Here is a 13,137-nt window from a genome sequence, read left to right on the forward strand (position 1 = left end):
CCTAGGCCACCGGCGCGACCGCGTCGGCGGTGGTGAACGACAGGTGCAGTTCGCTCAGGCCGCGCAGGATGTACGTCGGCTCGTAGGAGTAGCGACGCTCGGTGGCCGGCCCGTGATGGGCTTCGTTGATCTCGATGTGCGGCATCCGGTCCAGGATCCGCTCGATCGAGACACGCCCCTCGACGCGGGCGAGCGGGCCGCCGGGGCAGGAGTGGACACCACGGGCGAACGCCATGTGTTCGCGGACGTTCCTGCGGCGCAGGTCGAACTCGTGCGGGTTGTCGAACCGGCGTGGGTCGCGATTGGCCGCTCCCGGCAGGATCATCACCACGGTGCCGGCAGGAATGTCGACGCCGCCGATGGTGGTTGCCTTGCGCGCCAGGCGTGAGTCGCTCTTGACCGGACTGTCCATCCGCAGCGATTCCTCGATGAACCCGGGAATCAGGCTGCGGTCCTCACGCAACTGCTGCTGGATGTCGGGCCGGTCGCCGAGCACCTGCAGGGCGGCGCTGAGCAGCTTCGCCGTGGTCTCCTGGCCGGCGGCAAAGAGGAACGTCGCCGAGCGGACCACCTCGATGACCGGGGGCGTGGACCCGTCCGGATACTTCGCTTCGGCCAGGAAGGTCAGCACGTCGCCGCGCGGCTCGCGCCGCCGGTCCTCGATGTAGTTACAGAACTTGTCGTCGAGCCACTCCAGCGGGTTTATGCCCACCGACTCGTGGTCCAGGGCGCCTACCCGCGCGCCAGGCCGGTCGGCGCCCAATACGGTGCGGAACTCCTTGTGGTCCTCCTCCGGAACGCCGAGCAGATCGGCGATCACCAAGGTGGCGAACGGCTTTGAGTATTCGGCAATGAACTCGCACTCACCGATGCCGAGGAACTCGTCGAGCTGACGGTCGGCGAGGCGCCACATGAACTCCTCGTTCTGCTTCAACCGGCTGGGGGTCAGCAGCTTGCTCAGCACCGATCGGGCCTTGGTGTGGTCCGGCGGATCCATGGTGACCATGTGCTCGTTCATCGGGAAGGAACTGCGGTGCTGGTCGATCTGTGCACCGATATCGTCGCCTTCGGGCGTGAATGGGAGCGGCGGGAACGGCCCGCCGAGTGCGACGATGTTCGAGAACGTTTCGGGGTCCTTGTAGATCTCGCAGGCTTCGTCGTATCCGGTGACCGCGACGACGCCGTAGTGCGGCAGGCGCAGCACCGGGTTCTGGCTGCGCAGGTAGTCGAAGTACGGATGCGGATCCGGGACCAAGCTCGGATCGGTGAAGAAGTCAATCGAGTCGAAGTTGCTCATCGGAGTGCGTCCCCCTGCGCTGGGTTTACCGGTGGTGTTCGGCGGCAAGTGAGTACCGCCGCCCGATTGCGAGGTCGAAAATGTGCTGAGCACCTGCTTAGCATGGCGGTAATGTCAGGGTCAAGATCGCAACGCCGGGCCACGATACGATCCGTGTGGTCGGCACGGGATGGCACACAGTACGGAGCAGGGACATGACATCGGCCCGCAGGATCGGGGCGCCGGACGCGAAAAACCGTGGTCTGTTGCTCGATGCCGCCGAACAGTTGATGCTCGAAGAGGGCTATGCCGCGGTGACGTCGCGGCGCCTGGCCGGCCGGGCGGGGTTGAAGCCTCAGCTCGTGCACTACTACTTCCGCACCATGGAGGAGTTGTTCCTCGCGGTCTTTCGCCGACGAGCCGAAGAAGCGCTCGAAGTGCACGCGCAAATGATGAAGTTGCCGCAGCCACTGTGGGCGCTGTGGCGATTCGGCACCGATCCCGCCTTCACGCGGATCTCGATGGAATTCATGGCACTGGCCAATCACCGCAAGGACATGCGCGCCGAAATCGCCTACTACGCCGAGCGTTTCCGCGAGGAACAGCGCCAAGCGGTGGCGGAGGCGCTGCAGCGCTACGGCTCCAGAATTCAAGACGGAGGCCAAGACATCGACATCCCACCGGTGGTGTGGACTGTGCTGATGAGCAGCCTGTCGCGCTTTCTGGTACTCGAGCAGGCGATCGGCATGTCCGCCGGCCATGCCGAGACGGTGGAGTTGGTCGAGAACTACCTGCGCCGCCTGGAAGGCGATCCGCAGCCGATCGAGGGTGTACCGGAGACCTGGGTGGTTCACCAGTTCCGCAGCGAACAGAGCACGCCTTTGGGGCCGTCCTTGGATACGACGACCGCACCGTCTACGGACAAGTCACAGTGAAGTCCCGGCGTGCCGGGCTCCGTGCCCGTGCTCGCCACCACCATCGCGTAATCGTCGGGATTCGACATGTCCAGATCGAAGCCCCACGGCTTGCCCGGGGCGAGATCGACGTCGACGTGCGGCGTGAACGAGTAGGGATTGTGGCTGTAATCGGAAAATTTTTCCGGCTGGTGGTCCAGGTAATAGATGGAGGTATAGATCGGATTCTGCGCGGTGACCGTGTACTTGACGTGATGCATCACGGGGTCGTCGGCGTGTGCCCGTCCGCTTCCCGCCAGCACGCCCGCTGCCGTTAATAGACAAGCCAACGACACGACAGGACCGAGGCCCATCACTGTCTTCATGGTGGTCATGACGCTCCTCCGGCTGCCGGGCGCGGTTTGGTGTTGCGGCTCATGAGCCGTTCTGCGGCCTGCCAGTGTGGGTCGGCAACCCATAATCGTGCAAAGGATGCTATCGCCTCATCAGGAGAAACTCCGCGAATTACCCGCTTTATCTCCGTCGCCGGGCGGCGGGCCAGCGACCTCGCGATCGCTCGCCATCCTTCCTCGGGCGAGTCGAAGACGTCGCGGGGCAACACCCGGTCCACCAGCCCGATCCGCTCGGCGTCGAACGCGCTAAGGGCGGTTCCCGAACCGGCCAAGAGCAGCGCCTTGCTCTTTCCGACCAGCGCGGCCAACCGCTCGGCTCCTCCCCAGGCCGGCATGATCTCCAGCTGCACTTGGTTGAAGGCGATCTTGATGTCATCGGCCGCCACCCGGATGTCGGCGGCGACAGCGACTTCGGCGCCACCGCCGAACGCGTGGCCATTGAGCGCGGCGATGACGGGCGCGGGGAAGTCCGCCAGCTGGTCGCAGATGGACCGCATCCGCCGCGCCATCGCTGCGGCGTCCTCTTCGGTCCGCAGCGCGCTCAGCTCCTTGAGGTCACCGCCCGATACGAAGGCGTGCTCACCGGCCCCCTTGATGACCAGCGCGTCGGCTCCCTCCGCCGCATCGAGCGCTTTCTCGAGCTGTTCCATGGTGTCCGGCGCGATGGCATTGCGTGCGTGGGGGCGATCGATGGTGAGTACCGCCAGCCCATCGTCGATCTCTAGGTCCACCATGCGTTATCGCTCCTCGGACAAGAAACCCGATATTGGCATTCTCTTTTCGCGAGAATAACATCATCGCTGCAGGCCCAAGAACTTTCGTCAGTGAGGATGGAGGTGACCCGTGCGAAACCGAATCATGGCCGTTGCTGCGGCCCTGACCGTTGCCCTGGTTGGGGCATGCACTTCACGGCCACCAACCCATATCTCGAGCACGGCATCAGTGACCGTCAACGGTAACGATCGGACTTTCCACATCGTGAAGTGCAGTCAGCGGGAGTGGACCCGGACGATCGACATCGGTAGCGATTTTGCCGGAGCCAAGCTCATCATCGACGAGAGTGCGCAACCGGCGACAGCCGAGTCCGTGCGCATCCGGAACCTGGGTGGGTTCAGCGGGATGTACTCCCGCGGTGGGGACGGTAACGCCGACATGAGCATGACCGGTGACAAATTCACCCTCAGCGGCACCGCCAACGGCTACAAGACCGACAAACCCGGCGAACCGGCTACCGCCACATTCAAGATCTTCGTGACGTGCTGACCACGCGGAACGGGGGATGGGCGGGGCCACGTTGCGATTGGGCGCCTGTAGAGAATAGTATTCTCATAAATTGCGAAGGAGGATTTCATGGGCCAGTTATCGCACCGGGAAGACGTCCCATTTCCCATCTTTGACGCGGATAACCATCTGTACGAGCCGCCAGAAGCGCTGACCAAGTTCCTGCCCAAGGAGTACAAGGACTTCGTCCAGTACGTCCAGATCAACGGGCGGACGAAGATCGCGATCCGCGGCCAGATCAGCAACTACATCCCCAACCCGACCTTCGAGGTCGTCGCCCGGCCGGGCGCCTGGGAGGAGTACTTCAAGTACGGCAACCCGGACGGGAAGAGCAAGCGCGAGCTGTTCGGTGAGCCGATGCGCGCGATCCCGGCGTTCTTCGAGCCCGGCCCGCGCCTAGAGAAGATGAACGAGCTGGGTCTGGACCGCACCCTGATGTTCCCGACGCTGGCCAGCCTGCTGGAGGAGCGGCTGCGCGACGACCCGGTTGCCGTCCACGTCCTGATCCACGCGCTGAACGAGTGGCTCGACGAGGTCTGGGGCTTCAACTACCAGAACCGCATCTTCACCACCCCGGTCATCACCCTGCCGATCGTCGAGAAAGCGATCGAGGAGCTGGAATGGGCGGTCAAGCGCGGTGCCCGTTGCATTCTGGTCCGCCCGGCTCCCGTCCCCGGCTTCCGCGGCCCCCGCTCGTTCGCGCTGCCCGAGTTCGATCCGTTCTGGGAGCGGGTCGTCGAGTACGACCTGCTGGTCGGCATGCACTCCAGCGACAGCGGCTATTCCCGCTACACCTCCGAATGGGACGGTGCCGACCAGGAGATGCTGCCATTCCAAACCAATGCGATGGGCATACTCAACGAGTGGCGGCCGATCCAGGACGCGGTGGGGTCGTGGGTGATCCACGGCGCGCTCTACCGCCACCCGAAGCTGAAGGTCGCGATCGTCGAGGCCGGTTCGAAGTGGATGACTCCATTGCTGGACGGCCTGGCCGAGGTGTTCCGCAAGGCCCCGGAAGTGTTCCCGAGCGACCCCGTCGAGATGGTCAAGAATCGGATCCACGTGAGCCCGTTCTTCGAGGACGGCATCGACGATCTGGTCAACCTCGTCGGTGTGGATCAGGTGCTGTACGGCTCGGACTGGCCGCACCCCGAGGGCCTGGCGGAGCCGACGTTCTACGTCAACGCGCTGTCGCATCTGTCCGCTGAGGATCAGGCAAAGATCATGGGCGGCAACCTCGGTCGCCTCGTCACGGTGTGACAGGCCAACCAACCGGGCGGTGACGATGCAGGGCGCAAAGCGGCCTGAGGAGGAACCGGCCAATCAACCGTGGCAGACCATCCCCGAGATGGTCTCGAGTGCAGCGGACCGGTTCGGCGACGCAGAGGCCGTCGTCGACGGTCCGCTGCGCTTGACATTCAGGCAAGTCGTCGAGCGGATCCGTTGCGCCGCAGGCGCCTTCGCCGACCTCGGCATCGACAAGGGTGACCGAGTCGCGATCTGGGCGCCCAATTCTGCCGAGTGGATCATCGCGGCGTTCGGGTTGCTCACCGCGGGCGGCGTGCTCGTCCCGGTCAACACCCGGTTCAAGACCGAAGAAGCCGGCGACATCATCGTCCGGAGCAAGGTGAAGGCCGTCCTGGTCCAAAAGGGTTTTCTGGGCCAGGACTACACCGCACCCGCGGGGGTGCCGGTCATCGACCTGAAGTCCGACTTCCTGTCCAGCGGTTCACCGTTCGAGCGGCCGGTGAGCGGCACCGACACCTCGGACATCATCTTCACCTCGGGCACGACCGGGCGCCCCAAGGGTGCGATGCTGAGCCACGGTCAAACGCTGCGCATGTACGAGGAGTGGGCGACGCTCGCGGACCTGCGCGAGGGCGACCGCTACTTGCAGATCAATCCGTACTTCCACACGTTCGGCCTGAAGGCGGGACTCGTCACCTCCTTCCTGCGCGGCGCGACGATGCTTCCCGTCGCGGTGTTCGACGTCGACACGGTGGTGGATCTCATTGAACGCGAGCGCATTACGATGCTTCCCGGACCGCCGACGCTGTATCACTCGTTGTTGACGGTAAGGGACAAGTCCAAGCTGTCGTCATTGCGTGCGGGAGTGACCGGCGCCGCCGACATACCCGTCGAGCTGGTGCGTCGCATCCATGACGAACTGCCGTTCCAGACGTTGATGACGGGTTACGGACTCACGGAGGCCGGCAACGTCACCCTTTCTCTGCCCGGCGATTCCTTCGAGGATGTGGCCACCACCGCGGGCGTGCCGTGTGAGGGGGTCGAGGTACGCATCGCCGATGACGGCGAGGTGCTGGTCCGCGGCTACGGAGTCATGAAGGGGTATCTCGACGAACCGGAGGCCACCGCCCAAGCGATCGACGGTGACGGCTGGCTGCACACCGGAGACCTGGGGGCGTTCACCCAGACCGGGCGGCTGCGCATCGTCGGTCGCAAAAAGGACATGTTCATCGTCGGCGGATTCAATGCCTATCCGGCCGAGATCGAAGGCTTCCTGCTCAACCACCCGGCCGTGGCGCAGGCGGCGGTCATCGGTGTCCCCGATGAACGGATGGGCCAGGTGGGCAAGGCGTTTGTGGTCCGCAACGCCGACGTCAGTGCCGAAGAGTTGATCGGCTGGTGCCGCGAGCGCATGGCCGGGTTCAAGGTGCCGCGCGCGGTACAGTTCCTTGATTCACTCCCACTCAACGCGACCGGGAAAGTGATGAAGGACCAACTTCGATGAACAACGGCGATATTCATTCGATGGTGATCGCGTCGGACTATCGGGTCCCCGATCCGACCCGGGTATGGCCCCTGCTGGAGCGCAATAAAGCCGCCCTGGCCGATATCGGCGCGCACCACGTGCTGGTCTACACCTCCACACACGACCACGGTCGGGTATTGGTGATGATCGGCGTTCACAGCCGCGAGCCGATCGTGGAGCTGCTGCGCTCCCGGGTCTTCTTCGACTGGTTCGACGAGGCCGGCGTCGACGACATTCCCGCGGTCTTCGCCGGCGAGATCGTGGACAGGTTCATCGCGCAGCCACCGAAAGCCGCGGCGGCACCGGGCGTCGTGGTAGTCGCGATCGCATCCGTCCACGACGTTTCGACCCTTACCGCCGAAGTGTCCTCGGCACTGGACAGATTCGTCGCGGCCGGTGTTCAAAAGACCTGGGTATTCCAAGCTTTCGACGATGAGCACGAGGTGCTGATCATGTCGGAGCTGCCCGACGAAGCAGGCGCGCAGCGATGGATCGACCACCCTGATGCCGCGGCTGAATGGATGTCCGGCGCCGGAGTGGGAGCCTACCCTCCGATATTCGTCGGCCGACTCTTCGACATGATGCGCATCGAGGCGGACTGAGGAGTTCGCCGGTGTTCGTGTGCCTGTGTAACGGAGTCACCAGTCAAACCGTGGCCGAGGCCGTGGAGTGCGGTGCGTCGACCACGAAGGATGTGGCCCAGGCGTGCGGAGCGGGCGCCGACTGCGGTCGCTGTCGGCGAACGGTGCAGGCCATGCTGCGATCCTCCAGCCCGGAGCGAACCCCGAACCCGCGCTAAGCCGGGCGATGGTGTCAGCGGCGCGGGCTGCCGTCCGGTGATGTCGGTTGGACGAGTTCGACGAGCAGGTTGGGGATTTCGAGCCGAGGCAACATCACCTCGACGAAGACCATGCGGTCCTGGTGCTCCGCGGCGGCGGCCAAGGCATCGTCGAGCTCGCCGTAGGTCTGGACGCGGAACGCGAGGTGGTCGGTGACGCCCAGCGCGTGGGGAACGTCCGTCCACTTCCAGTTGACGATGTCGTTGTACGGCGCGGTCTCGCCGTGGATCGCCCGTTCGACGGTGTAGCCGTCGTTGTTGACCACCACGATGACGGGCGAGAGGCCCTCGCGCGAAAAGGTGCCGAGCTCTTGGACGGTCAGTTGCGCGGCGCCGTCCCCGATGAGCAATACCGTCCTGCGGTCCGGATGTGCCACCGCCGCACCGAGCGCGGCGGGCAGCGTGTAACCGATTGAGCCCCATAGTGGTTGACCGATGAAGGTCACCCCCTGCGGCAACCGGTGGTCAGCCATGCCATAGAAGGAGGTGCCCTGGTCCGCAAGCACCACGTTGCCCGGTGTGAGGGCTACACAAAGGCGGTCCCACAACATCTTCTGGGTGAGTGGTTCCTCGCGCGGTGGGGGTGGCGGCAGGGGCGCGGCCGGCGGCGACACCACCGGTGGTGATGAGATTTCGCGGTGGACCAGGATCGTGGCCAGCGCCTCGAGTGCGGCACCCATTTCCAGCGGCGCGAAGACTTCTCCGGCCACACTGCTCTGATACTGGCCGACGTCGATGGCCCGGGTCGGGTCGATCCGCTGGCTGAAGAAGCCGCTGACCATGTCGGTGAACACCACTCCGGCGGTGACCAACACGGGTGCCTCTTCGATCGCGGTCCGCACCGCCGGCGCGCTGGCGGAGCCCGCGTAGATGCCGAGGAAGTTGGGCGAACTCTCGTCGAGCAGACTCTTCCCCCACATCAACGTGGCGTGCGGCACCACGTCGGCCGCCAGCAACGCTTCGAGCTCTTTGATCGCCTGCAGCCGGTGCACCAGCAAGTCGGCGAGAACGGTGAGCTGATGGTCGCCGATGAGTTCGGTCGCGGCCTCGACGAACATGGCCAGCGCGCGGGGACTCGTGCCACCGGTGTAGCGGGGCAACGGCGCCTCCGGCGGCTCGGTGGGGAAGCGGGCGACGTCGATGGACATCAGAATGTATCCGGGGCGCTTCTGCTCACGCACCTCGGACAGCACCCGGTCGATCTCGCGGCGGGCCGTCGCTGGCATGAGATTGGCTTGGGCGCAAGTGATTTCGCGGCTGACCCGGAAGAAGTGCTCGAAGTCCCCGTCGCCGAGCGAATGGTGCAGCGCCCGGCGCGTGCCCTGGGCATCCTTGGACGGGCCGCCGACGATATGTACGACGGGGACCTGCTCGGCGTAACTGCCCGCGATCGCGTTGGCCGCGGAGAGCTCGCCGACGCCGAATGTTGTTACCAGTGCTGACATTCCGCGCAGCCGCCCATACCCGTCGGCGGCGTAGCCGGCGTTGAGCTCGTTGGCGTTGCCGACCCACCGGATGCTGCGGTGGGCGACGATGTGGTCGAGGAATTCCAGGTTGTAATCGCCGGGAACGCCGAAGATCTCCGAGACGCCGAGCTCGGCGAGACGGTCCAACAGATAGTCACCGACGGTGTATGCGGGATCGGTCGCGGCATCAGTCACAGGCACGACGGTACGCTCGGTCCAATCTGTTCCGGGTGAGACGCCGTGCCAGTATCGTGCGGGCCATGGCACTCAAAGAATCCCGCGAGATCGTCATCGAAGCCAGTCCGGAGGAGATTCTGGACGTCATCGCCGACTTCGAAGCGATGCCCGAATGGTCGGAGCCGCACCAGAGTGCGGAGATCCTCGAGACCGGCGACGACGGGCGCCCCGGTCAGGTGCGGATGAAGGTCAAGGTCGCCGGGATCACCGACGACCAGGTGGTCGCCTACACCTGGGGTGACAACGTCGTCAGTTGGACGCTGGTCAGCTCCTCGCAGCAGAAGGCGCAGGACGGCAAGTACACCCTGATACCGCAAGGCGACGAGACCCTGGTCAAATTCGAGCTTCTCGCGGACCCGAACGTGCCGTTGCCCGGATTCGTGCTCAAGCGTGCCGTGAAGGGAACGATCGATTCCGCGACCAAGGCGCTGCGCGAGCGGGTGCTCAAGGTGAAGAAGGCGAAGTAGTAACGGTGAGCGGCGGCGGGCCGCTGACCGGGGTCAGGGTCATCGAACTCGGCGGCATCGGACCGGGGCCGCACGCGGGAATGCTGCTGGCCGATCTGGGTGCCGACGTGGTGCGGGTGCGCCGCCAAACAGGCGGTCTCGCGATGCCGGCCGAGGACCGCGATCTGCTGCACCGCGGCAAGCGAATCGTCGACCTGGACGTCAAGGCGCGGCCTGAGGCGCTGTTAGATCTGGCCGCCAAGGCCGACGTGCTGCTGGACTGCTTTCGACCCGGCACGTGCGAGCGACTCGGCATCGGACCCGACGACTGCGCGGCAATCAATCCGCGCCTGATCTTCGCGCGGATGACCGGCTGGGGACAGGATGGGCCGCTGGCGCCGACCGCCGGCCACGACATCAACTACCTTTCGCAGACCGGTGTGCTGTCCGCGCTGGGCTACGCCGACCGGCCACCGATGCCGCCGCTGAACCTGGTCGCCGACTTCGGCGGCGGCTCGATGCTGGTGCTGATCGGCATCGCGGTCGCCCTTTACGAACGGGAACGTTCGGGCAAGGGGCAGGTCATCGACGCCGCGATGGTCGACGGGGTCAGCCTGCTGGCACAGATGATGTGGACCATGAAGTCCACTGGCGCACTGCGTGACCAACGCGAATCGTTTCTGCTCGACGGCGGCGCCCCGTTCTACGGCTGCTACGAGACCGCCGACGGCAAATACGTAGCCGTCGGCGCCATCGAGCCCCAATTCTTCGCGGCGTTGTGCAATGGGCTCGGCCTGTCACCCGACGACGTACCCGCGCAGCACGACAGAGGTTCCTACCCGCAGATGCGTGAGGTCTTCACCCGGCGATTCGCCAGCCGGACTCGTGACGAATGGGCACAGACGTTCGCCGGCACCGATGCGTGTGTGACCGGAGTGCTGACGTGGAGTGAGGCCGCCACCGATGAGCACTTGCGGGCGCGGTCCACGGTGATCACCGCGCACGGCGCCGACCAGGCCGCACCCGCCCCGCGCTTTTCGCGGACCCCGGCGGGACCGGTCGGACGGCCGCCCGCGGCGACCACTCCGCTCAACGAAATCGACTGGTAGTAAACTGTTTACGCCGAATCCGATCCGTAACGGGGTCAGCGTTGCTAAGTTGATCTTCAGTGGCCGTAAAAGCATCACGGGAATTCGTCGTCAATGCGCCGCCGGAAGTGGTCATGGAGGCGCTGACAGACGTCGGCGTCCTGTCATCGTGGTCGCCGCTGCACAAACACGTCGAAGTGATCGACCGTTATCCCGACGGCCGGCCCCACCACGTCAAAACCACCATCAAGATTCTCGGGCTGGTCGACAAAGAGGTCCTGGAATATCACTGGGGCCCCGACTGGGTGGTCTACGACGCCACCGGGACCTCCCAGCAGCATGGGCAGCACGTCGAGTACACCCTCAAACCCGAAGGGGTCGACCAGACTCGGGTGCGCTTCGACATCACCGTCGAACCCGGCCGGCCCATGCCCGCGTTCATCGTGCGGCGAGCGGCCGAGAGTGTTCTCGACGCGTCGATGAAGGGGTTGCGCGCCCTGGTCGTGGGTGGCGACGATTCGGACAAGGCAACGTAATTACGCTTTTTCGGCTCGCCGGGGTGGCGCGATTGCTAATTTGGTAGTCGGTGGCCATACGCGCATCGTCTGAAATTGTCATTGAGGCGCCCCCGGGAGTGATCATGGAGGCGCTGGCGGACATGGACGCCGTTCCCTCGTGGTCCCCGTTGCACAAGCGGGTCGAAGTCGTCGACAGATATCCCGACGGCCTGCCGCACCACGTGAAAATGACGCTCAGGGTAAGCGGCATCCCAGATACCGAAATGGTCGAGTATCACTGGGGGCCCGACTGGATGGTCTGGGATGCGCAGAAGACCGCCCAACAACACGCTCAGCATGGCGAATACAACCTGGCACGTGAGGGGGACGACAAGACCCGGGTGCGATTCAGCCTCACGATCGAGCTCAGGGCGCCGCTGCCCGGGTTCTGGGTGAGGTCGGCCGGCAACAAAATCCTGAATGCCGCACTGGAGGGCCTGCGAAAGCGGGTGACGGGGGCCGCGGGCTAGCGAGCCGACCCGGTTTTCAGCGCGGCCAGGCGCTTGATCGCTTCATCGAGGGTGTCGTCGCGTTTACAGAAGGTGAAGCGCACCAAGTGATTCCACACGTCGGCCGGACCGTGTGTCGCGGCCGGGTCGCAGAAGGCTGACATCGGGATCGCGGCCACTCCCACCTTTTCGGGCAGCGCCGCGCAGAACGCGCCGCTGTCGTCGTAGCCCAGCGGACGCGGATCGGCGCACAGGAAGTACGTGCCGGCGCTGTCGTGCACCTCGAATCCGACGTCGATCAGCCCGGTGGCCAGACGATCGCGTCTGGCCTGCAAAGTGGCGCGCAGGTCGGCCACCCACGCGTCCTCGGTCTCCAGGGCCAGGGCGACTGCCGGCTGGAACGGCGCACCGCCGACGTAGCTCAGATACTGTTTGGCCGCGCGCATTCCGGCGATGAGATGCGCTGGGCCGCAAGCCCATCCGATCTTCCAACCGGTGCAGTTGAACATCTTTGCCGCGCTGGAGATCGTGATCGTCCGCTCGGCCATGCCGTCGAACCCGGCCAGCGGAACGTGTTGCCGGCCGTCAAACACCAGGTGCTCGTACACCTCATCGGTGATCACCAACAGGTCGGCCGCAACCGCGAGCTCGGCGATGGCCCCAAGCTCGGCCGCACTCAGCACCGTGCCGGTGGGGTTGTGCGGCGAGTTCACGATCACCGCGCGGGTCCGTGGCGTCACCGCCCTGCGCAGGGCATCCGCGTCCAGGGCGAAGCCGCGGCCATGGGGAACCAGGGGTACGGCCACCCGCTGCGCGGAGGCCATCGCCACCACCGGCGAGTACGAGTCGTAGAACGGCTCGATGAGCAGGACCTCCGAGCCGGGTTCGACCAGGCCGATTACCGCCGAGGCGATGGCCTCGGTCGCCCCGACCGTCACCAGCACCTGGGTGTCGGTGTCGTATTCGATGCCGTAGCGGCGCCGGCGCTGGGCGGCGATCGCGTGGCGCAGCGGTGCGATGCCCATACTCGGTGGGTACTGGTTGACGCCGTCGGCGATGGCCTCCTGCGCGGCCTTCAGCATGGCCGGGGGCCCGTCCTCGTCGGGAAACCCCTGACCCAGGTTGACCGCTCCGACCCGCGCGGCCAGCGCCGACATCTCGGCGAACACCGTGGTCGCGTAGGGGCGCAGTCGCGACACCGTCATGGTGGTCGAGCTTAGGCGGAGTGCGGTTCCGCGAACGTCACGCCAGCGTGGCGATCGGCGGCCGCAGTCACGCTGGCGTGACGCTCAAGAAGTGGTGTCCGCCACTAGGCACCCGTGAGCTGCGCAGTTTCGGCCAACCAACAGGTTGGCCGGGGGCCCTGTTAGGGTGGTGCGGAACCTAGTCTTGAAGACGGATTCGAACCCTATTCGGAGAA

The 13,137-nt window shown here is 65.3% G+C and carries 15 protein-coding genes; 10 read left to right on the top strand and 5 right to left on the bottom strand.

Annotation, left to right across the window (positions count from 1 at the left end; translation table 11 throughout):
• Window position 1 precedes the first annotated feature (1 nt).
• Entirely contained in the window at window positions 2-1,297 is a 1,296-nt protein-coding gene (locus tag A5782_RS03225) for a cytochrome P450 (RefSeq protein ID WP_067095050.1), read from the bottom strand.
• A gap of 194 nt (window positions 1,298-1,491) precedes the next feature.
• Here A5782_RS03225 and A5782_RS03230 point away from each other — a divergent pair, with 194 nt between their 5' ends.
• Window positions 1,492-2,211 (top strand): TetR/AcrR family transcriptional regulator, encoded by a 720-nt coding sequence (locus A5782_RS03230; RefSeq protein WP_067095053.1) that lies wholly within the window; start codon window positions 1,492-1,494, stop codon window positions 2,209-2,211.
• Here the strand turns inward: A5782_RS03230 and A5782_RS25105 are convergent.
• Both A5782_RS25105 and A5782_RS03235 read right to left on the bottom strand, forming a co-directional pair.
• On the bottom strand, window positions 2,127-2,492 hold the full coding sequence (locus A5782_RS25105) for a hypothetical protein (RefSeq protein WP_082942758.1): 366 nt from the start codon (window positions 2,490-2,492) through the stop codon (window positions 2,127-2,129). The genes A5782_RS03230 and A5782_RS25105 overlap by 85 nt on opposite strands.
• Before the next feature lie 68 nt (window positions 2,493-2,560).
• Window positions 2,561-3,316 (bottom strand): enoyl-CoA hydratase/isomerase family protein, encoded by a 756-nt coding sequence (locus A5782_RS03235; RefSeq protein WP_067095056.1) that lies wholly within the window; start codon window positions 3,314-3,316, stop codon window positions 2,561-2,563.
• A 109-nt stretch (window positions 3,317-3,425) separates the two neighbouring features.
• On the opposite strand from A5782_RS03235, the gene A5782_RS03240 reads away from it, so the two are divergent.
• The 5 genes from A5782_RS03240 to A5782_RS25110 all read left to right on the top strand — a co-directional run bounded on the left by A5782_RS03240 (window position 3,426) and on the right by A5782_RS25110 (window position 7,435).
• Window positions 3,426-3,845, top strand: a complete 420-nt coding sequence (locus A5782_RS03240; RefSeq protein ID WP_067095059.1) for a lipoprotein LpqH — start codon at window positions 3,426-3,428, stop codon at window positions 3,843-3,845.
• An 87-nt stretch (window positions 3,846-3,932) separates the two neighbouring features.
• On the top strand, window positions 3,933-5,123 hold the full coding sequence (locus tag A5782_RS03245) for an amidohydrolase family protein (RefSeq protein WP_067095062.1): 1,191 nt from the start codon (window positions 3,933-3,935) through the stop codon (window positions 5,121-5,123).
• Window positions 5,124-5,148: 25 nt separating this feature from the next.
• Window positions 5,149-6,615 carry a FadD3 family acyl-CoA ligase gene (locus A5782_RS03250; RefSeq protein WP_082942769.1) on the top strand — a complete coding sequence of 489 codons (1,467 nt, stop codon included), beginning with the start codon at window positions 5,149-5,151 and terminating at the stop codon, window positions 6,613-6,615.
• Window positions 6,612-7,238: a fatty-acid--CoA ligase gene (locus tag A5782_RS03255; protein ID WP_067095065.1), complete on the top strand. Its 627-nt coding sequence runs from the start codon at window positions 6,612-6,614 to the stop codon at window positions 7,236-7,238. Before A5782_RS03250 ends, A5782_RS03255 begins: the two co-directional genes overlap by 4 nt.
• 11 nt (window positions 7,239-7,249) lie before the next feature.
• Complete coding sequence (locus A5782_RS25110) at window positions 7,250-7,435, top strand: bacterioferritin-associated ferredoxin (RefSeq protein WP_082942759.1); 186 nt, start codon at window positions 7,250-7,252, stop codon at window positions 7,433-7,435.
• Between the two features lie 14 nt (window positions 7,436-7,449).
• On the opposite strand, the gene A5782_RS03260 is transcribed toward A5782_RS25110, so the two are convergent.
• A complete protein-coding gene (locus A5782_RS03260) occupies window positions 7,450-9,135 on the bottom strand; it encodes an alpha-keto acid decarboxylase family protein (RefSeq protein ID WP_067095067.1) in 1,686 nt (561 codons plus the stop codon).
• 65 nt (window positions 9,136-9,200) lie between these two features.
• Here A5782_RS03260 and A5782_RS03265 point away from each other — a divergent pair, with 65 nt between their 5' ends.
• Genes A5782_RS03265 through A5782_RS03280 form a run of 4 tightly spaced genes read left to right on the top strand, consistent with a single transcriptional unit; the run spans window position 9,201 to window position 11,738 of the window.
• Complete coding sequence (locus A5782_RS03265; RefSeq protein WP_067095070.1) at window positions 9,201-9,644, top strand: SRPBCC family protein; 444 nt, start codon at window positions 9,201-9,203, stop codon at window positions 9,642-9,644.
• A 5-nt stretch (window positions 9,645-9,649) separates the two neighbouring features.
• Entirely contained in the window at window positions 9,650-10,732 is a 1,083-nt protein-coding gene (locus A5782_RS03270; protein WP_067095073.1) for a CaiB/BaiF CoA-transferase family protein, read from the top strand.
• 59 nt (window positions 10,733-10,791) lie between these two features.
• Window positions 10,792-11,247: an SRPBCC family protein gene (locus A5782_RS03275; RefSeq protein ID WP_067095076.1), complete on the top strand. Its 456-nt coding sequence runs from the start codon at window positions 10,792-10,794 to the stop codon at window positions 11,245-11,247.
• Window positions 11,248-11,297: 50 nt separating this feature from the next.
• Window positions 11,298-11,738 (top strand): SRPBCC family protein, encoded by a 441-nt coding sequence (locus A5782_RS03280; RefSeq protein ID WP_082942760.1) that lies wholly within the window; start codon window positions 11,298-11,300, stop codon window positions 11,736-11,738.
• Here A5782_RS03280 and A5782_RS03285 read toward each other — a convergent pair.
• Window positions 11,735-12,922 (bottom strand): pyridoxal phosphate-dependent aminotransferase, encoded by a 1,188-nt coding sequence (locus A5782_RS03285; RefSeq protein ID WP_067095079.1) that lies wholly within the window; start codon window positions 12,920-12,922, stop codon window positions 11,735-11,737. The genes A5782_RS03280 and A5782_RS03285 overlap by 4 nt on opposite strands.
• Window positions 12,923-13,137 lie beyond the last annotated feature (215 nt).

The organism is Mycobacterium sp. 852002-40037_SCH5390672 (assembly GCF_001665875.1).
Taxonomy (GTDB): domain Bacteria; phylum Actinomycetota; class Actinomycetes; order Mycobacteriales; family Mycobacteriaceae; genus Mycobacterium.